The sequence below is a fragment of the Mediterraneibacter sp. HA8405 genome, assembly GCF_056148955.1.
Genome location: NZ_CM148758.1, coordinates 1,331,639 through 1,350,612 on the forward strand (window position 1 = coordinate 1,331,639; position 18,974 = coordinate 1,350,612).

At 46.5% G+C, this 18,974-nt stretch carries 14 protein-coding genes; 12 read left to right on the forward strand and 2 right to left on the reverse strand.

The window, feature by feature from the left end; translation table 11 throughout:
- Positions 1–26 precede the first annotated feature (26 nt).
- Complete coding sequence (gene aroD, locus AC0QUU_RS06235) at positions 27–788, forward strand: type I 3-dehydroquinate dehydratase (protein WP_474545532.1); 762 nt, start codon at positions 27–29, stop codon at positions 786–788.
- 322 nt (positions 789–1,110) lie between these two features.
- On the opposite strand, the gene AC0QUU_RS06240 is transcribed toward aroD, so the two are convergent.
- Positions 1,111–2,424 (reverse strand): IS30 family transposase, encoded by a 1,314-nt coding sequence (locus AC0QUU_RS06240; protein WP_087210550.1) that lies wholly within the window; start codon positions 2,422–2,424, stop codon positions 1,111–1,113.
- A 302-nt stretch (positions 2,425–2,726) separates the two neighbouring features.
- Here AC0QUU_RS06240 and AC0QUU_RS06245 point away from each other — a divergent pair, with 302 nt between their 5' ends.
- The 11 genes from AC0QUU_RS06245 (at position 2,727) to AC0QUU_RS06295 (ending at position 18,037) form a co-directional block, all read left to right on the forward strand.
- A complete protein-coding gene (locus tag AC0QUU_RS06245) occupies positions 2,727–3,611 on the forward strand; it encodes a branched-chain amino acid ABC transporter permease (RefSeq protein WP_474545269.1) in 885 nt (294 codons plus the stop codon).
- A 9-nt stretch (positions 3,612–3,620) separates the two neighbouring features.
- Positions 3,621–4,685, forward strand: coding sequence for a branched-chain amino acid ABC transporter permease (locus AC0QUU_RS06250; RefSeq protein ID WP_474545270.1), 1,065 nt, complete (start codon positions 3,621–3,623; stop codon positions 4,683–4,685).
- A complete protein-coding gene (locus tag AC0QUU_RS06255; RefSeq protein ID WP_474545272.1) occupies positions 4,685–5,446 on the forward strand; it encodes an ABC transporter ATP-binding protein in 762 nt (253 codons plus the stop codon). The genes AC0QUU_RS06250 and AC0QUU_RS06255 overlap by 1 nt, the downstream gene beginning before the upstream one ends.
- A 12-nt stretch (positions 5,447–5,458) precedes the next feature.
- Positions 5,459–6,169, forward strand: a complete 711-nt coding sequence (locus AC0QUU_RS06260; protein ID WP_474545274.1) for an ABC transporter ATP-binding protein — start codon at positions 5,459–5,461, stop codon at positions 6,167–6,169.
- Between the two features lie 11 nt (positions 6,170–6,180).
- Complete coding sequence (locus tag AC0QUU_RS06265; RefSeq protein ID WP_474545275.1) at positions 6,181–6,801, forward strand: cytidylate kinase-like family protein; 621 nt, start codon at positions 6,181–6,183, stop codon at positions 6,799–6,801.
- Between the two features lie 196 nt (positions 6,802–6,997).
- Positions 6,998–7,351 carry an ArsR/SmtB family transcription factor gene (locus AC0QUU_RS06270; protein WP_474545276.1) on the forward strand — a complete coding sequence of 118 codons (354 nt, stop codon included), beginning with the start codon at positions 6,998–7,000 and terminating at the stop codon, positions 7,349–7,351.
- A gap of 210 nt (positions 7,352–7,561) precedes the next feature.
- Positions 7,562–13,315, forward strand: a complete 5,754-nt coding sequence (locus tag AC0QUU_RS06275; RefSeq protein ID WP_474545277.1) for a family 43 glycosylhydrolase — start codon at positions 7,562–7,564, stop codon at positions 13,313–13,315.
- 268 nt (positions 13,316–13,583) lie between these two features.
- Positions 13,584–14,486 carry an ABC transporter ATP-binding protein gene (locus tag AC0QUU_RS06280; RefSeq protein WP_474545278.1) on the forward strand — a complete coding sequence of 301 codons (903 nt, stop codon included), beginning with the start codon at positions 13,584–13,586 and terminating at the stop codon, positions 14,484–14,486.
- On the forward strand, positions 14,461–16,455 hold the full coding sequence (locus tag AC0QUU_RS06285; RefSeq protein WP_474545279.1) for a DUF6449 domain-containing protein: 1,995 nt from the start codon (positions 14,461–14,463) through the stop codon (positions 16,453–16,455). The genes AC0QUU_RS06280 and AC0QUU_RS06285 overlap by 26 nt, the downstream gene beginning before the upstream one ends.
- A gap of 187 nt (positions 16,456–16,642) precedes the next feature.
- A complete protein-coding gene (locus tag AC0QUU_RS06290; RefSeq protein ID WP_474545280.1) occupies positions 16,643–17,326 on the forward strand; it encodes a hypothetical protein in 684 nt (227 codons plus the stop codon).
- 111 nt (positions 17,327–17,437) lie between these two features.
- Positions 17,438–18,037 carry a 5-formyltetrahydrofolate cyclo-ligase gene (locus AC0QUU_RS06295; protein WP_474545281.1) on the forward strand — a complete coding sequence of 200 codons (600 nt, stop codon included), beginning with the start codon at positions 17,438–17,440 and terminating at the stop codon, positions 18,035–18,037.
- A 6-nt stretch (positions 18,038–18,043) separates the two neighbouring features.
- On the opposite strand, the gene AC0QUU_RS06300 is transcribed toward AC0QUU_RS06295, so the two are convergent.
- Entirely contained in the window at positions 18,044–18,955 is a 912-nt protein-coding gene (locus tag AC0QUU_RS06300) for a sensor histidine kinase (protein WP_474545282.1), read from the reverse strand.
- Positions 18,956–18,974: the final 19 nt, after the last annotated feature.

Genomic DNA, 18,974 nt, shown 5'->3' on the forward strand with positions numbered 1-18,974 from the left:
AAAAATGTGTAATGGAAGGGAAAGATATGAATCCGGTTAAAGTAAGAAATCTCGAAATCGGCACAGGAATACCGAAAATCTGTGTTCCTATTGTAGAGAAGACGAAAAAGGCGGTTCTGGAAGCTGCCGGCAGAATAACTGAAACGAAAGCACAGGTCGCGGAGTGGCGTGTGGACTGGTATGAAGACGCATCTGATTTCAGTAAAATAAAGGAAACGCTGGAAGAGATGAGAGACGTACTGGGGGAAATGCCGCTTCTTTTTACATTCCGAACTCTTAAGGAAGGAGGCGAAAAACAGATAAATTCAGAGGATTATATAAAATTAAATCAGAATGCAGCGGAAACCGGGCTGATTGATCTGTTGGACGCTGAACTCTTCACCGGAGATGAAGCAGTAAAAAAAATTATAGATACAGCTCACAGATATGGTGTGAGAACTGTGGTTTCCAGTCATGATTTTGAAAAAACCCCGCCGCGGGAAGAAATTGTTTTCCGCCTGAGGAAGATGCAGGAACTTGGAGCTGATATTCCGAAAATTGCAGTAATGCCCCGTAACAGAAAGGATGTGCTTACGCTTCTTGCGGCAACAGAAGAAATGTTTAGCAATTACGCTGACGGACCGATTATTACCATGTCTATGTCGGGAATTGGCAGTATCAGCCGGCTGTGCGGGGAGGTTTTTGGCTCTGCTCTGACTTTTGGAGCAGCGGGGCAGACTTCAGCTCCGGGACAGATGGATGTAAAAGATCTGGCAGAGGGTCTGGCGCTGATTCACAGAGGACTGTAGTTCTGAAATACAATTCTTCGTGTCTTTTCTGCTGTATAGCTGAATTGTTGAACAAAAACAGAGTGGACGCTAACTTGAAATTTTAAATTCCAGTGCAGAGTTAAATTCCACCACACTTTGTTTTTTGCCGATTTTGCAGAAGATTTTTGAGCAAAATATCCTCTTTTCTGCTATAATTAGCTCAACTCATCGAAAAATACTTGATTTCTGGGCATAGGAAACGGACCGCTGAAAAATAGTGTGCGAGACTGAATTCCACCGGTCACATCTAAAAAATGTGAAATGTTTACTTCCAGTCTGACAGCAGATTTCGATCAGTTGATTAGTGATTAAAGCGGATCAGCTTAGGTGTCAGATTTACCTCATCCGGGGCAATCGGCCTAAGCTGAAATGCGTTTAAGACCTCTCCTCCCAGCGTTTCCAATGCAACGCTGTATGGCGTTCTTCCATCCAGGCTTTCCCTGGGAGTAGAGTTGATATGGTTCACGATCAGATTGACATCCCATTGTGTGAGAAACTCAAAGCTGGTGCCTTTCGGCAGAACCATCCGGAGCATCGTGTGTGTCTGCTCCAGTCCGCCCTTCTGCCCGCTCTGCATCGGGTCACAGTAATAAATGCTGGAACGCTGTATTCCGTTTACACCGGTCTCCAAAGCATCCGGGTCACCAAATTCAGAGCCCCGGTCCGTCAGGATATATTCAAACACGGAAGCGAATTCAAAAGTTCCCATACGCTTTTCCAGACGGTCAAAAACAAGACGGACAGCGCCTTTCGTGCATCGGTTCATCAGAAAGGCGAGGAAGAGCTTCTCTTTGGTGAAAAACATAGTCAGCAAGGTCTTTTTTGATTCCCTGGACGAATGTACGGTATCCATTTGAACATAGTCTGTTAGACCGAGGGAACAAAAGTCGCGATATAACCGGTTGGTGAAGACGGCTCTGTCCGTGATCTGTGTTTTATGGCACTTCCTTGGCTTGAAATGGACCTTCCGCTTCAGATCTATGTTACGTGCCGTAAAGAGTCCCTGATCAAGATAGGAATACATCGTACGGACGGACATATCCAGTTCTGGATGGTTTGTCAGGATATGATAAGGGGACTGTCCCTGTTCGATCAGAGGGGAAACGATCAGATCCTTTTCGTGAAGTTCCCGTTTCGTCATGTTGATCCCTGTTCTGGAATCCCGAAGTGTTTCCCGATACTTCCTGTCAGCAAACCTGGCGTTATAAGAGTATTTGTGGGCGATCGTGCAGTGACTGATTTTTTTCGTACAGCCGTTGCAGACATAGGGAGCCCGGTCAAGCCTTGAGCAGCGTTCTTTTTCGAAGTCTTTGCAGGTCTGGTTACAGGTAGGACAGGATGCGCATTTGATGCCGCACAGGACAATCTTTCCGCAGGCATTTGTCTTCCTGCAGTGATAGCGGTGGGTACAGAAGTTTTTGGCATTATAGAAAGTCCCTTTATGATACCAATCCGAGAGCCGGTGAGCCCTGACTTCTTTTGAGATTGTGGTAGGGTCCTTGCACAGGAACCTGGCAATATCTTTAAAGGATGTGCCTTTGTTCAGTTCATTTTCGATATAGATACGGTCTTCGAGGGTAAGATGTTTCTGGTTACCAGGAATATATTTACTCATCATGTGCCTCCTTCTACTGCTGTCAGAAGGAGAGATAACCATACCATGAATATATGAAAGAGTAAATATCAACTGTGCAGAAGTAAACTCTACTGTCCCTTAGAGGGGTGGAATTTAAAATTTCATTTTAGGAAACAGAGTGGACTCGTTTTCTGTATTGATAAGACTGTATCTTGTGTGATATAATTACCCTCAGCTGACAGATACAGTGGATGTGCGGAGTCTTTCAGCAAGTAGTATGAGTTTCGGAAAAGAAACCTGCTATTTTACAGAAAACGATAAACAGATGGAAGGGAATGAGTATGAGTTTTATATCGTATTTAATTAACGGGCTGAGTCTCGGAAGCGTATATGCGATTATTGCCCTGGGCTACACAATGGTCTATGGAATCGCAAAGATGCTGAACTTTGCCCATGGAGATGTAATTATGATCGGAGCCTATACGGCGCTGATCGCAATATCACAGACAGGGTTATCTCCTGTTATAGGCGTACTGATTGCAGTAGTTGTCTGTACTGTGCTTGGTGTGGTGATTGAGGGCGTTGCCTACCGGCCGCTCCGAAATGCATCTTCATCGCTGGCAGTGCTTATTACGGCTATCGGCGTCAGCTATCTGCTTCAGAATATAGCGCTCCTTATATTCGGACCGAACGCACAGACATTTCCGTCTGTAATTAAGTGGGACGGAGTTTCTCTTGCCGGGGGAAAGTTAAATATATCCGGTGAGACGATTGTAACTATTGGAGCATGTATTCTTATTATGATTGTTCTGATGACCTTTGTACAGAAGTCAAAGCAGGGTCAGGCAATGCGTGCGGTTTCGGAAGACAGAGGTGCCGCGCAGCTTATGGGAATTAATGTAAACGGAACGATTGCTCTTACTTTCGCGATCGGATCTGCTCTGGCGGCAATCGCAGGTGTGCTGCTGTGTTCTGCATACCCCACACTGACACCGTATACGGGAGCCATGCCGGGCATCAAAGCCTTTGTCGCAGCTGTATTCGGAGGGATCGGTTCCATACCGGGCGCATTTATCGGCGGCCTGCTTCTGGGAGTGATCGAGATTCTGGGCAGAGCGTATATTTCTTCCCAGATGGCAGATGCAATTGTATTTGCCGTTCTGATTGTTGTGCTTCTGGTGAAGCCTACGGGACTCTTAGGGAAAAAGATTCAGGAGAAAGTGTAGGTGGACGACATGGCAAAAACAAAGAAAAAAATAAGCAGACAGACAAGAAGCAATATAATAACTTATGGAATTGTTATTCTGGCTTGTATTATTGTCCAGACAATGATTAATTCCGGAAGCATTTCCAGTCTTATGGAAGGTTTGATGGTGCCTTTGTGCATTTACGCAATACTGGCGGTTTCTCTGAATCTTGTTGTAGGCATTCTCGGTGAACTGAGTCTGGGTCATGCCGGATTTATGTGTGTGGGTGCTTTTGCCAGCGCGTTTTTCTCCAAGTGCATGAGGGGAGAAATGGAGTCTGACGGCCTGAGATTTTTCCTGGCGCTTCTGATCGGAGTTGCAGCGGCCGCACTGTTCGGTCTCCTGATCGGTATTCCGGTACTGCGCCTGAAAGGCGACTATCTGGCTATCGTTACACTGGCGTTCGGTGAGATTATTAAAAATCTGGTAAATGTACTTTACATCGGAAAGGACTCCGGCGGATTTCATATTTCCACGCAGGATGTGATGGAGCTGGACGCAGACGGCACAATGATTATAAGCGGCCCTCAGGGAATTACGGGAACACCGAGAGACGCTACATTTCTGATTGGCATTATACTTGTCCTGATTACTCTGTTTATTGTAATTAACCTGACAAATTCCAGATCCGGAAGGGCAATCATGTCTATCCGCGACAACCGGATTGCGGCAGAGTCAATCGGAATCAATGTAACGAAATACAAACTGATGGCATTTACCGTGTCTGCGGCTCTGGCGGGCTCGGCGGGAGTGCTTTACGCGCATAACCTGTCTACCCTGACGGCTACAACAAATAACTTCGGGTACAACCAGTCTATTATGATACTTGTATTTGTTGTTCTCGGCGGAATCGGAAATATCAGAGGTTCCATGATTGCGGCGGTAATCCTCACACTTCTTCCGGAGCTGCTTCGAGGCCTGTCTGATTATCGAATGCTTATCTATGCAATCGTGCTGATTGTGATGATGCTCTTTAACTGGGCTCCGAAGGCAATCGAGTGGAGAGAAAAATATCTTTCCTTTGGAAGAAAGAAAAAGGAGGCTGTAAAATAATGGCTGCGTTATTGGATGTAAAAAATCTTGGTATTTCATTTGGCGGTCTCCGCGCGGTAAACGGTTTTGATATTTCCATTGAACAAGGAGAACTGTATGGCCTGATCGGTCCCAATGGAGCCGGAAAGACAACTGTATTTAATCTTCTTACCGGAGTGTACAAACCGGACACCGGGAAGATAATACTTGACGGGAAAGATATTACCGGCAAAAAGACAATTGATATCAGTAAGGCCGGAATTGCCAGAACTTTTCAGAATATTCGTCTTTTCAAACAGCTCAGTGTTCTGGATAATGTAAAAGTAGGGCTTCACAACCATCATAAATATTCTGCCATTGAGGGCGTCTTAAGACTTCCACGGTATTTTAAGGTGGAAAAGGAAATGAACGAAAGGGCAATGGAGCTTTTGAAAGTATTTGAACTGGAGAAGCATGCAGAGACTCTGGCTTCCAATCTTCCTTACGGAGAACAGAGAAAACTGGAAATCGCAAGGGCACTTGCCACAGATCCGAAGCTGCTCCTTCTGGATGAGCCTGCCGCGGGTATGAATCCGAATGAAACCGGAAGTCTGATGGAAATGATCCAGTTTGTACGGGAGAAATTCCATATGACAATTCTCCTTATCGAGCATGATATGAAACTGGTGAGCGGAATCTGCGAGAAGCTGACGGTGCTCAATTTCGGCGAGGTGCTTGCTCAGGGAAAAACGGCAGAGGTGCTGAATGATCCTCAGGTAATTACCGCATATCTTGGAGAATAGGAGGAAACAGCGATGGCAATGCTTGAAGTCAAAGATTTGGAAGTATATTACGGAGTGATTCAGGCCATCAAAGGAGTGTCATTCCATGTGGAAAAGGGAGAGGTTATTGCGCTGATCGGTGCAAACGGCGCGGGAAAAACCACAATCCTTCACACAGTTACAGGCCTGCTTTCTCCGAAAAAAGGAAGTGTAATCTTTCAGGGCAAAGATATTACGAAGACTCCGGCTCATAAAATTGTATCTATGGGTATGGCGCATGTTCCGGAGGGACGGCGTGTATTTGCGGAACTCAGTGTATATGAGAATCTGAAAATGGGCGCATATACAAGAACCGACAAGGCAGAGATTGAAGACAGCCTGAAAAGTGTGTATAAAAGATTTCCGCGTCTGGAGGAAAGAAAGAACCAGATGGCGGGAACTTTAAGCGGCGGTGAACAGCAGATGCTCGCAATGGGAAGGGCGCTGATGTCAAAGCCCGGCATCATCCTTATGGATGAACCGTCCATGGGGTTATCGCCTATTCTGGTAAATGAAATATTTGATATTATACGGTCTGTAAGCGAGAGCGGCACTACCGTGCTCCTTGTGGAGCAGAACGCGAAGAAGGCTCTTTCTATTGCAGACAGAGCCTATGTCCTGGAAACAGGAAATATTACCCTTGAAGGAAAGGCAAAAGATCTGCTGGAGGATGATTCCATTAAGAAAGCTTATCTGGGTGAATAGGGGGATTTGGCATGGAAAATATCGTGATTACAATTTCAAGGCAGTATGGAAGCGGGGGTAAAACAATAGGCGCCATGCTGGCAAAGGAACTTGGAGTAAACTGTTACAGCCGGGAGATCCTGCGCATGGCCTCAGAGGACAGCGGGATCAATGAGAGATTGTTCGGTATGTCGGATGAGAAAATCCGGAAAGCCGGATGGTTCCGGATATTGAACAGACCTTATGAGGGACAGCTGCTTCCGCCGGAAGACAGAGATTTTGTATCAGATGATAATCTTTTCAATTATCAGGCGAAGGTAATCAAGGAGCTGGCTTCAAAAGAAACATGTGTTATTATCGGCCGGTGCGCGGATTATGTTCTGAAGGATTATCCGAATGTTGTCAGTGTGTTTATTCATGCGGACAGAAAGTTCTGTCTGGCCAGGTCTATGGAACGTCACAGTATGACAGAAAAAGAAATGCAGAAATACATTGAGAAGACAGATCGGTACAGGGCGGACTTTTATGAATATCACACCGGCCATAAATGGGCAGATGCGAGAAACTACGATCTGTCGCTTAACAGTGCGAAACTCGGATTTGAGAAATGTGTGGAAGAGATTCGTTCATATATGAAGATAAGGTTTAAATAGAGGACGGCACAAGAATACATACGCTGCAGAGATGTTTTTACAGAAATATTTCTGCGGCGTTTTTTTATCCGCTTTACGGGCAAATTAAGCAGATCGTAATAAAGAAAGATATTCGTCTTGATTTTCCATACGTTTAATCAAGACCGATTAAACTATGATATAATACAAAATAATGCGTTTGGAGACTGAAATATATATGCAGGTTACAGATAAAGAATTAGAACAGCACAGGCAGAGATTTCAAAAGTGCAGGAAAGCGCTGCATGCGCTGGGAAATGAGTCCAGACAGGAACTGTGTATGATTTTAATGATGAACAGTAACGGGCTTCGGGTTGCTGATCTTGTTCAGGAGGCTAATTTATCCCGCTCGGTTGTTTCGCATCATATGAAAGTACTTATTGAAGCCGGAATCGTAAAAACCCGGAAAGAAGGTACATATATATATTATTATCTTGAGATGGACAATGTAGTTACAGACCAGCTGATAACATATTTACAAAGTGTGAAAAATATTTTGAGGAACCTTCCGGATCGAAGTGGAGAAGGATGATATGAGTAATATATCAAAAAAAATCATACATATTCAGTAAAAAAATCAACTGAATTTCTTGTCAAAATGTGATAATATGTTTTAAAGTCTGAAAAATGAAAGGAGGTCATGCCATAAGAACTGGAATCAGACGTATTATATGCATGGTATGTGATTCGGTTTAAAATGTAAAAAACAAAAACGAGAGGAAAAAGAAAGGAAAAAAGTATTATGGAAAGAAGAAAATGGAAAAGCAGCTTCCGCCGGTTTATGAGATCGGCAGCTGCGATCGTACTGGCGGCGTGCATGCTGCCGGTTCCGGTGCAGGCTGCAGGAAGCACCTCATCCGATAATGGAGACGGTACTTTTACCAATCCTGTAATTTATTCGGATGTGCCGGATCTGGATGTAATCCGGGTGGAGGACAATTATTACATGGTTAGTACAACCATGCATCTGTCACCCGGTATGCCGATTATGAAATCCAAAGATCTGGTAAACTGGGAAATCGTAAACTACTGTTACGACATTCTGGATGACAGCGATGAGCTGTCCCTCAGAAACGGAAAAGAAGCATATGGAGACGGAACATGGGCCGCAAGCATCAAGTATCATGACGGCAAATTCTATGTATCTGCATCCAGCCAGACAACTGGGAAAACCTATGTATTCTCAACCACAGACATTGAGAATGGTGTGTGGAAGAAATCGGTTCTGGACGGTTATAATCACGACCTGTCCCTTCTTTTTGACGATCAGGAGGACGGGACTCACATTTATATGTTTACAGGCTCCGGTTCCGTGCATGTAAGAGAACTGCAGGAAGATGCAGAAGGTAATGTTACATATAAAGACGGCGGTCTGAATCAGACTATCATTGAGAACGCAAATTATGGGGAGGACATTAATCTCAAAGCGGAAGGCGCTCACGCTTACAAGATCAACGGCAAATACTATATCTTTATGATTCAGTGGCCGAACGGCGGCCAGCGTCAGGAGATCTGCTGGCGTTCTGACTCTCTTACAGAAGGCTGGGAGTGCAAACTGATGCTGGATACAGGAATTGTAGTAGACGGACAGATGGACGGTGCAGGTGTTGCTCAGGGCGGTATCGTTGATACTCCGGATGGCGACTGGTATGCGCCGCTGTTCCAGGATCATGGTGCAGTAGGGCGTATCCCTATGCTGGCCAAAGTTACATGGGAGGATGACTGGCCGGTATTCTCCATTGATCCTACTATGGATATGCCTGTAAGCGGACAGGATACAAAGAGTATTGTAGTTTCAGACGAGTTTTATAACGGTGAGGAGAAAGCTCCATATCTGAATACTGAGTCTGATATTGCAGCAAATTCAGAAGCAGCAGAAGTGTCCGCACTTTCGGCACAGGCTGCTGTAACTGCCGCACCGGAAACAAAGAAAACAACAGAGCTGATTGTAAACGGCGGCTTTGAAAATGGTACGGACGGCTGGGAACTCCGGACATTTAATGGAACTGCCTCTATGAAAGCAACTTCGGACGATAAGGCATCCGGCGAGAGCAGTCTTCTGGTATATGACAAGGCAAATACAACGTCAGGCCCCATGCAGGATCTGACCGGAAAAGTACAGCCGGGACAGAAACTTCACATCAGTGCAAAGGTAAAATACACTACAGGTCCTGACGTCAGAAAATTTAACGTTACGATGCAGTACGGGACAAATGATTTCGCGGGCACAGATCCTGCGGCAGGGTATGTGGATGTAACAAAAGGCGAGTGGAATACGATTGAAGCCGATTATACAGTTCCGCAGGATGCAGATCTTTCCAGAGTGCTTGTATTTGTAGAGACGTCCTGGACAGCTGAGCAGGATCCGGAAAATGATCTCATGGACTTCTATCTGGATGATGTGTCTATTCTTGCCGAGGACTATGTTGATCCTGATGAACTCATTGTCAACGGGGATTTCGAGGACGGAATAGAAAACTGGGCAACTCAGGATCCCGGAACAATCACTGCAGTGACGGAAGAACATGCCAGCGGAAACATGGCAGCAAAGATAACGGACAGAACTGCTACTGCTTCCGGACCGATGCAGGATATTACAGGAAAGATTGCACAGGGACAGCTTGTACAGGTATCTGCAAAGGTGAAGTATAATGAAGGCCCTGACAATAAGACATTTAATATCTGTATCCAGAACGGAGACTGGAGAGGTATTGAAGTAGCCGCATCTGCAAATGTCAAAAAAGGTGAATGGACAACCATAGAAGGTAAATTTACTATTCCAAATGATGCGGATATGTCTTCCAGCCGTATCTTTATTGAAACGGCATGGACGGCAAATCCGGACGAGAATAATGATCTGTTTGACTTCTATGCAGATGATATCTCTCTGAAGAAACTTGCTAATCCGGAGACAGTTCAGAAGGGAGAAAATGACTATAACGGCTCCAATCTGAAGCTGGAGTGGCAGTGGAATCATAATCCGAACAATAAGTTCTGGTCGCTGACAGAAAGAGACGGATATCTTCGTCTGACAACTGCAAATAAGGCGACAGGTCTTCTGGATGCAAGAAATACACTGACACAGAGAACATATGGCCCGACATGTTCCGGCGATATTGCCATTGAGACGGCCAACATGAAGAACGGCGATGTAGCAGGACTTGCAGCCCTTCAGGCGAATTACGGCTATGTAGGCGTTAAGATGGAAAATGGACAGAAGTCCATTGTAATGGTAAATGCAGACGGCGGTAAGGCTCAGGAAATAGAGAATATTCCCATCGACCAGGATCGTGTATACTTACGGGCAGACTTCAACTTCTATCAGCATGCAGATGACGCTGACTTTTACTACAGTCTGGACGGAACTACATGGAACAAGATCGGAAATACTCTGAATATGTCCTATACAATTCCGCACTTTATGGGTTACCGCTTCGCGATATTCAACTACGCGACACAGTCAACAGGCGGATATGTGGATGTGGATTATTTCCATGTAAATGACGGAGCTGATACAGAGCAGACAAACCTGAAAGTGAATATGGCCGATGTACAGGATGTGTCAGGTATAATCAACACAGAACTGGAAGTGCCGCTTTACATTGACGGTCTGCCGGAAGGAACAGCAGACAGTATGGAGGCTTCCATCAATATTCCGTCAATCCTTGATGTGGCTGATGTAGAATTTAACGGAGAAAATGTCAGTGGAACTTCTTCCTGGACATTCGCGAACCATCAGCTGAAACTCAGCGTGACAGGCGAAGATACAGGGTATGCCGACAACAGCGGCGACCGTCTGTTCGCGACGCTGAAGCTGAAACTGAATAATTACGTGGCAGAAAATACTACAGTTACTCTGAGAGTGGATTATGTAACAGCAGAAGGCGCGAATGCAGCTTTCAGTGTCGGAAATGCAACAGCAAATGTGTCTATTGTAAAACCGGAAAATAATGCGGTTGCGAAACTGCTTGGAAATTCCAACCCGCTGATTGACTACGATTACGGCGCTGACCCGTTTGCCCTTGTCTATGACGGACGCGTTTACCTGTATATGACGGCAGACAAGCTTCAGTATGATACGAACGGAAATGTAATTGATAATGATTATTCGTACATCAACAGGCTGCATGTTATATCTTCTGACGATATGGTGAACTGGACGGATCATGGATTTATCCAGGTTGCTGGTCCGGATGGGGTTGCAAAATGGGCGAACTTCTCCTGGGCTCCGGCAATTGCCTATAAGCAGATTGACGGTGTGGACAAGTTCTTCCTTTACTTCTGCAACAGCGGCGGAGGAATCGGTGTTCTGGAAGGTGATTCACCTGTCGGACCGTGGAGAGACCCGAACGGAAAAGCCCTGATTGACGGAAGCACTCCGGGTGTACAGGGTGTACCGTGGATTTTTGACCCGGCAGTTATGGTTGATGATGACGGAACAGGTTATCTGGCATTCGGCGGCGGTGTGCCGGCAGGACAGGATCTGAATCCGAAGAGCGCGAGAATTGTTAAGCTTGCAGATAATATGACCAGTCTGGCTGATGATGAAGACGGAATTCCGCAGATGATCGATGCACCATGTATGTTTGAGGACGGCGGTATTCACAAGGCCAACGGAAAATATTACTATACATACTGCTCTAACTTCTCAGGAGATCACTCAGCAATTGAGGGTTACCCGGGATACGGAATTATCTGCTGCATGGTAAGCGATGATCCAATGGGACCGTATACGTACGTAGGAGAAATCCTTCAGAATCCGTCCTATTACTTTAATGTAGGCGGAAACAATCATCATGCACTCTTTGAGTTTAACGGAACAACTTATATTACATATCATGCTCAGACACTTGGAAAAGCTCTGGGAATTGAAAAAGGTTATCGTTCTACTCATATCAATGAGGTAGAATACTATGAAGACGGATCAATCAAACCGATTGATGCGGATATGAAAGGCGTTTCACAGCTGAAAGCTTTCTCACCGTACAGTGAAGTGGCCGGAACAACGATCGGATGGAATTTCGGTATTGCGCCGAGAGATCTTGGCGACAATAACATGGTGCTTTCTTCCATTAACAATGGAGACTGGGTTGCCATTGGCGGTGTAGATTTTGGTGAGAACGGCGCTGAGACTTTTGAAGCTGAGATTGCCGGACTGGCCGGCGGATCAATCGAGCTGCGTCTTGACAGCCCGGACGGTGAACTGATCGGCACTCTGGATGTAAAGAGCGGAAATGGTGATGAATTTACTGCTCTTTCCTGCTCTGTAGAAAACGCAGTAGGCGAGCATACACTCTTCTTCGTATACAGCGGTGAAGGAAAGGATGAGCTGATGGAAGTTCAGTCCTGGCAGTTTACTGAGAAAGAGCCGGTGAAAGATGTTGATAAGACAGCTTTGAAAGAGGCGATCGACAAAGCTTCCGAGATTAACAGCAGCGAGTACACAGAAGCAAGCCTTGAAAAACTTTATGAAGCCCTGGAAGCAGCCAAAGGCGTATATGAGGACGAAAATGCAGAACAGGCAGCAGTAGATACTGCGGCAGAGAATCTGAACAGTGCTTATGACGCTCTGGTACGCGTATCAGATAAGAGCCAGCTTCAGGATCTGATTGCTCAGGCAAACAAGCTGGAAGAGTCTGACTATACAGCAGAGACATGGAATGCGCTTCAGGAAGCTCTGGAAGCGGCCGTTGCAGTTGACGCTGAGCATGACGCGACTCAGGAAGATGTGGACAGCGCCGCAGAAGCCCTGAAAGCAGCGATTGAAGCACTTGAGGAAATTTCAGGTGAAGAACCAGGAAAAGATGTTGATAAGACAGCTCTGAAAGCAGCGATCGACAAAGCTTCTGCAATTGACGATACTGAGTATACTACAGTAAGTCTGGAGAAGCTGTACGAAGCGCTGGATGCGGCAAAAGCACTGTATGAGGATGAAAATGCAGATCAGGCCGCAGTTGACGAGGCAACAGAGGCGCTGAATAATGCTTGTGATGCGCTGGTACGTGTAGCTGATAAGGGGGCACTTCAGGAACTGATTGCTCAGGCAAACGGACTGAAAGAATCCGATTATACTGCAGAAACATGGCGTGCGCTTCAGGAAGCACTGGGATCAGCGGTTGCAGTTGATGCTGAACACGATGCATCTCAGGAAGCTGTAGATAATGCAGCTGCAGACCTGAAAGCAGCGATTGATGCACTTGAGCCGGCTACAGGAGAAGATCCGGATAAGCCGGGAACAGATCCGGGAGAAGATCCGGACAAACCGGGAACAACTCCGGGAGAAGATCCGGATAAACCGGGAACAACTCCGGGAGAAGATCCGAATAAGCCGGGAACAGGATCCGGAGATTCCGGAAAACAGGACGGCGACAAAGCTGTGCAGACCGGTGATACGCTTAGCACAGGAAGAATTGCAGGAATAGTGATTGTTATGGTACTTGCAGCAGGTACAGGCGGAGCTGTTCTTTATAAAAGAGTTCGGAAAAACCGGAAGTGATTCTAATACAGAAAGGCGAAAGTATAGAAGGTCTGACTGATTAGAATAGATAAAACAATTTATAATACCCGTTGGAATTATGTCTGTGATACGGCATGATTTCAGCGGGTATTTTTTGAAAGCGGGCTGAATCGGCAAGTCTGTTTCAGCAGCACGGCGGATAAGAGCGTTCTCAATCAAATATTAAGAAAATATTAAATATACACAATTATTGTAATAATATTGTAATAATGTTATAATATTCCTATCTTACAGAAGGAGATAATCTATGATTGAAATAAATAATCTTACAAAACATTTCGACAGTATCTGTGCAGTCAATGATATCTCACTTAATATTCCTGACGGTATCATGTTCGGAATTCTGGGAACGAACGGAGCGGGAAAGACAACTCTGCTGCGTATTCTTGCCGGGATTCTTGAGGCTGATTCCGGAACCATCTGTATCGATGGTGAGAAACAGATTTATAAGCGGAGCTGTAAGGAGAATCTGTTTTTCCTGCCGGATACACCCTACTATTTCCCAAACGCCACACTGGAAGAAATGACGGAATTTTACGCCGGGCAGTATCCGGAGATGGATAGGCCGGGAGTGTCCGGGATGGCAGAATCGTTGGATCTGGATATGCACAGGCCGCTCAGGACTTTTTCAAAAGGAATGAAACGTCAGGCTTTTCTGATTCTGGCACTGTGTGCCGGAACAAAATACCTGCTTTGTGACGAAGTGTTTGACGGGCTGGACCCTATTGTCACGGAAGTAATGAAAAATCTGTTCCGCCGGGAGATGCAGGAGAGAAGATTTACCGTTGCCGTAGCTTCCCATAAACTGAATGATCTGGAAGATATCTGCGGCAGTATTGGAATCCTGCACAAGGGCGGGCTTGTAACTGCCCGGGACATGAAGGAGAGTGCAGGCGAAATTCATAAATATCAGTGTATCTTTCCGGAAGGTACAGATATCAGTCCGCTGAGTGCCCGGGAGGAAACGGTTAAATGTGTGTGTGACGGACATTTTGTAACACTGGTGATAAAAGGAGAAGGCCAGATTACAGAGGCGATGATCCGGACCTGGAATCCTGTATTTTTTAAAGAAGCTCCCATGACACTGGAAGAAACATTTATTGCTGAGATGGAGGGGAAAGGCTATGACATCCGTAAAGTGCTTCAGTAACTGGTTTAAGGAGGCGGGCAGAGGACACCTGAGCGCGTTTCTGTCCTGGGGAATTCTCATTATATATGGCATAACCATGCTTACCCGGCTTAGTTTTGATACGGACTTTACCTATTTTGGAATCGGGAGTATGGAACTGGTCTGGATCTGCGCAGGGCTCGGGATTCTTCTGGCGTTTTTTGAATTCTTCTATCTGCTGCAGTCCAGGAAGCAGGATCTTTATTACAGTCTTCCGGTGAGTAAAAGTATGATCTTCTGGAGCAGATATGTCCATGGTCTGGTGCATTTTCTGGCTCCTCTTATTCTTGTCCTGGTGGTCTGCGGTATTTATGAAGGATCTCTGGATATACAGTTCCTGAAAGTTTCAGTAAGCTATACGGGGAAAAGTATTCTGACAGCGGCAGCAGTGTTCCTGATTTTTTATCATCTGGGTGTGGTCTGTCTTACCGTCTGCGGAAATATTATTTCGGCTGTCCTGAGCTGTGGAGTTTTCCTGAGCTTTGGCGATCTTTTTCTGCAGAATGTATGTGACGTATTTGCAAGGAACTGTTTTCAGACATATTACCGGCTCCCGCTGCTGGAAAGGCTGGCGGAAATTCTCTCTCCGCTGAGTCTGGCAGGATATCTGACAGGATCTTGGCTTTATGAAAAAAATGAGGTCCTGGCTTTTGCCCCTAAGCCCGTCTATATCTGGGCGGCGCTGATCTGGATTCTGGCTGCGCTTCTGATCTTTTCTTCGGCTATAAAAAAACGGAAGACGGAACGGACCGGGAGAGACTTTATGTCTCCGAGGGGAGAATGCGCGGCAGAAGCCGTTCTTGGGATTTTTGCCGGAACCTGGTTCGCGGCGTTCATTCTTGATATAAGCGGTCTGACCGGGAAGAATACTCTGGGAGCAGGAGTTCTGGCTATTGTGTCCTGCGCGGCAGCAGTCCTGGCCGTGCATTGTCTGCTTGAATGGAAATTTCAAAGCGGGGTGCGCCGTATCTTCCGGAGAAAACTTCAGCTGTCTGCAGAGACACTTGCGGGAGTGTGTATCTGCGGAGCTTTTCTGATCGGAGCGGGTTCCTTTGACAGATATTTTCCTGAAGAGGGCAAAGCGGAAGCTGTGGGGGTCAGTATAGACGGCCTGGGCATGGACCACAGCAGCTATCAGTACAAGATTCAGAGCGGCGATACTTACCAGACAGATCTTCAGCTGACGGAGTACCGGCTGGAAGGGGAGGGCCGTACCGCGGCGCTGGCATGGCTGCAGAGTCTGCTTGGATCCGCAGCGCCGGATCCGGAAAATGTATATACCAATGTGACAGTGTGCTATTATATGAAGAACGGGAGTGAACATTACCGTACATACCCGCTGACACGTGCGGATTTCGAGGCATTTGCTTTTGTGTATGAGACAGAAGAATATAAAGAGACTGCCTATCCGGCTCCTCAGGAGGATGAAACAGGGCAGGCACGCTTTTCCTGGTATGACGGTATAAAAGAGACGGATATGAAATTTACGGCAGATGAAAAAGAGGCTCTGGCGGCAGCATATATATCCGACCGGTCTTCCATGAAGATGGCAGATCTGTCAGATGTGCTTCCTCTGGGTTTCCTTCAGATCGCGTCAGGCGAACAGAATCAGTCCTGGGAGATGCCGGTATATCCTTTCTTTGAACAGACCTGCAGACTTCTTGAAAAATATGGTGTGCAGACGGAAAAAGGAATACAGGATTATCCGGTAATCTCGGTCGAAATGTATGAGTCATATGCGGTCCCTGCAAATACAAGCGGCGGCGTAAGCTGGAAGTACTATGATACACCAGAAGATATCGCTCAGTGGCAGCCCCGTCTTGTTCCGGCAATATTTGATCTTCAGCCGCTGCTGTGCCCGCTGGATTATAAGGAGGTCAGGGCTGTCGTGGAAGATACAGAGACAAATTCCACAATGGAGATAGACTGTGTAATGAAGACGGTGGAATAAAAAGCCGGGCATAATTTGTGCTCTGTGACAGAATTCTTCATTTTTCCTCCTGAGGACGTGCTATACTGTGGCAGATTACAGCAGGAAATGCGGTGCTTCTGCCGAAGGTCCGGCACACGGAACTGATTTTGTCCCGGTCCGGTGCGGAGCGGTTCTGCTTTCCTGCACAGAAAGAGGAGGAAGAACCATGACAAAGAGAAAGAAAAAGCTGATTATCTGTCTTGTTGTATTTGCTGTACTTGCCGCGGCGGCAGCAGGAGGCGTCTATGCTTACATAAACCGGTATAATGCGGCAGATTATGTAAAAGCTGTGCTGGATGTTTCCTATAAGGGAGAAGCGGAAGCATATATGGAGATTACCGGAGTTTCCCAGGAGGAGGCGGAAAATATATTTGCGGACAATCTGGACGCCACAATGGAGGGATTTGAGACTACGGCTATGCCGGAGGAACTGAAACCCCGGTACCGGGAACTTTTTGCCGAACTTGCTGAAAGTGTAAGCTATACGGTGGAAGAACCGGAACGGCAGGAAGATGGAAGCTATACTGTCAATGTGATGGTGAAGCCGATTACATTGTTTTCCGACACCTATGATACATTTCAGCAGAAAGCCCAGGAGTATGCGGATCAGGTTACAGACAGCGTAATGCAGGGAAACGAGATGCCCACAGATGAAGAGATGCAGAGCAGGGTATATGAGATTTATTATGACGTCCTTCGGGAAGCACTGGATAAAGGCTCCCTTTATGGCGAAGTGAAGGATGTTTCCGTGCACGTGGAAAAGACAGGCATGACTTCTTTTGAGGCGGATCAGGAGGATATGGATTTTCTGGATTCCCTTCTGATTGAAGACGCGCAGGCGGAGGAGTAGGAAAGGCGAATCAGAGAGTTCGGCAAAGAATGCAGAAAGAGCGGATAAAAGGCTGAGGAAAAGAGCGGGAAATAGAAACGGGAACCAGGAAAAACGGAGAGGAAAAGTACAGTGGATAATAGATCTTCAAAGGAAAATATGGACGTAACAGCTGCAGAACGGAAAAGAGAACTGCGAAAACAACTGAAGAAGCGCAGAAGCAACCTGACGGAGAAATATAAAAAAGACGCCGACAGACAGATCTTCCGGCGTGCCATTTCTCTGCCGGAGTATCGGGCCGCGGAAACGATCTTCTGCTATGCAGGTACGGAAGAAGAAATCAATACCCGGCCTGTGCTCGAACGCATTCTTTCTGACGGAAAACGGCTGGGGGTTCCCAGATGTATCGGAAAAGCAATTATGGAAGTACGCATGGTAACGCATTTGGAACAGCTGAAGCCAGGCATGTACGGTATACTGGAGCCGGAAGAGTCGTGCGCCCTGATCCGTCCGGAAGAGATTGATCTTGCATTTGTGCCCTGCCTGTCATGCAGCAGGGACGGCAGAAGACTTGGATACGGCGGGGGATATTATGACCGGTATCTGATACAGACCACATGCGGAAAAATTGCTCTGTGCCGGGAGAAAATGCTGGAGGAAGAAATCCCGGCTCAGGAGTGGGATCTCGGGATGGATAAAGTGGTTACGGAAAGGTGTGTATATTCGGCGTAGAAGCTGTTATGCCTCGCCATCCTCTTTCTCCGGAAATGTTATCCTTACTTTCAGCATCCCTTCTTCATACACGGCCCAGATCTTTCCACCCATCTGTTCTGTCAGAGCCCGGGCGATAGACAGCCCCAGCCCGGTGGATCCGGCAGAGGCGGTTTCTACCGTGTAGAAACGGTCGAAGAGTCGTCCGGTTTCGATCTCATCCAGTCCGGATGCGTGGTTGGCGAACAGCAGCTCTCCGGATTCATTAAGTTCTATGATCAGATCACCGTCACTGTATTTCAGCGCATTGCCGATCAGATTGCCAAAGATCCGGGAGACGGCGTTCCGGTTCAGCATACGGCGGATTTTTGTATCCGGCATTTTAATGACGGGAGCAATTCCCCGGGAGCGCAGGGCGGCGTAGAAGCCGGATACACTGTCTTCCAGGATGCGGTTTAAAACAACCGGTTCGTTTCCCGTTCCGTTTGATACAGTAGTAAATACAGAGTAGCGGAACAGTTCTTCCGACAGCTGTTTCAGAGTCTCTGTGCGGCCCCGGATGATTTTCAGATACCGGACGGCATTTCCGGACATTTCTTCGTCTTCCAGAAGATCCAGATATCCGCAGATCGCTGTAAGGGGCGTGCGCAGATCATGGGAAATATTTGTAACCGCGTCTTTCAGTTCCCAGTCCCCCTGCTGATAGCGCAGACGGTCATTTCGAAGCTGTTTTAGCTGTATATTTATTTCTTTGGCAAGATATTTCATATCCCGGTCGCGGCTTCCGATGTCTATGAGCGTGTTGGTATCCGAGGCGACACGGTCGGCAAATTTTTCACCGATTTCTCTCGCTGTTTTCTTGAGCAGACAGATTTTGATCCCCAGAAAAAGGAGAATCAGGACAAGTATGCCGATCAGAAGCCATAACCAGAATATCATAAATTACCTCCAGAGAAAG

Bases quoted from the DNA above. Each gene is read 5' to 3' on its own strand.
- aroD (WP_474545532.1), top strand. From the start codon at position 27: ATGAATCCGGTTAAAGTAAGAAATCTCGAAATCGGCACAGGAATACCG.
- AC0QUU_RS06240 (WP_087210550.1), bottom strand. From the start codon at position 2,424: ATGAGTAAATATATTCCTGGTAACCAGAAACATCTTACCCTCGAAGAC.
- AC0QUU_RS06245 (WP_474545269.1), top strand. From the start codon at position 2,727: ATGAGTTTTATATCGTATTTAATTAACGGGCTGAGTCTCGGAAGCGTA.
- AC0QUU_RS06250 (WP_474545270.1), top strand. From the start codon at position 3,621: ATGGCAAAAACAAAGAAAAAAATAAGCAGACAGACAAGAAGCAATATA.
- AC0QUU_RS06255 (WP_474545272.1), top strand. From the start codon at position 4,685: ATGGCTGCGTTATTGGATGTAAAAAATCTTGGTATTTCATTTGGCGGT.
- AC0QUU_RS06260 (WP_474545274.1), top strand. From the start codon at position 5,459: ATGGCAATGCTTGAAGTCAAAGATTTGGAAGTATATTACGGAGTGATT.
- AC0QUU_RS06265 (WP_474545275.1), top strand. From the start codon at position 6,181: ATGGAAAATATCGTGATTACAATTTCAAGGCAGTATGGAAGCGGGGGT.
- AC0QUU_RS06270 (WP_474545276.1), top strand. From the start codon at position 6,998: ATGCAGGTTACAGATAAAGAATTAGAACAGCACAGGCAGAGATTTCAA.
- AC0QUU_RS06275 (WP_474545277.1), top strand. From the start codon at position 7,562: ATGGAAAGAAGAAAATGGAAAAGCAGCTTCCGCCGGTTTATGAGATCG.
- AC0QUU_RS06280 (WP_474545278.1), top strand. From the start codon at position 13,584: ATGATTGAAATAAATAATCTTACAAAACATTTCGACAGTATCTGTGCA.
- AC0QUU_RS06285 (WP_474545279.1), top strand. From the start codon at position 14,461: ATGACATCCGTAAAGTGCTTCAGTAACTGGTTTAAGGAGGCGGGCAGA.
- AC0QUU_RS06290 (WP_474545280.1), top strand. From the start codon at position 16,643: ATGACAAAGAGAAAGAAAAAGCTGATTATCTGTCTTGTTGTATTTGCT.
- AC0QUU_RS06300 (WP_474545282.1), bottom strand. From the start codon at position 18,955: ATGATATTCTGGTTATGGCTTCTGATCGGCATACTTGTCCTGATTCTC.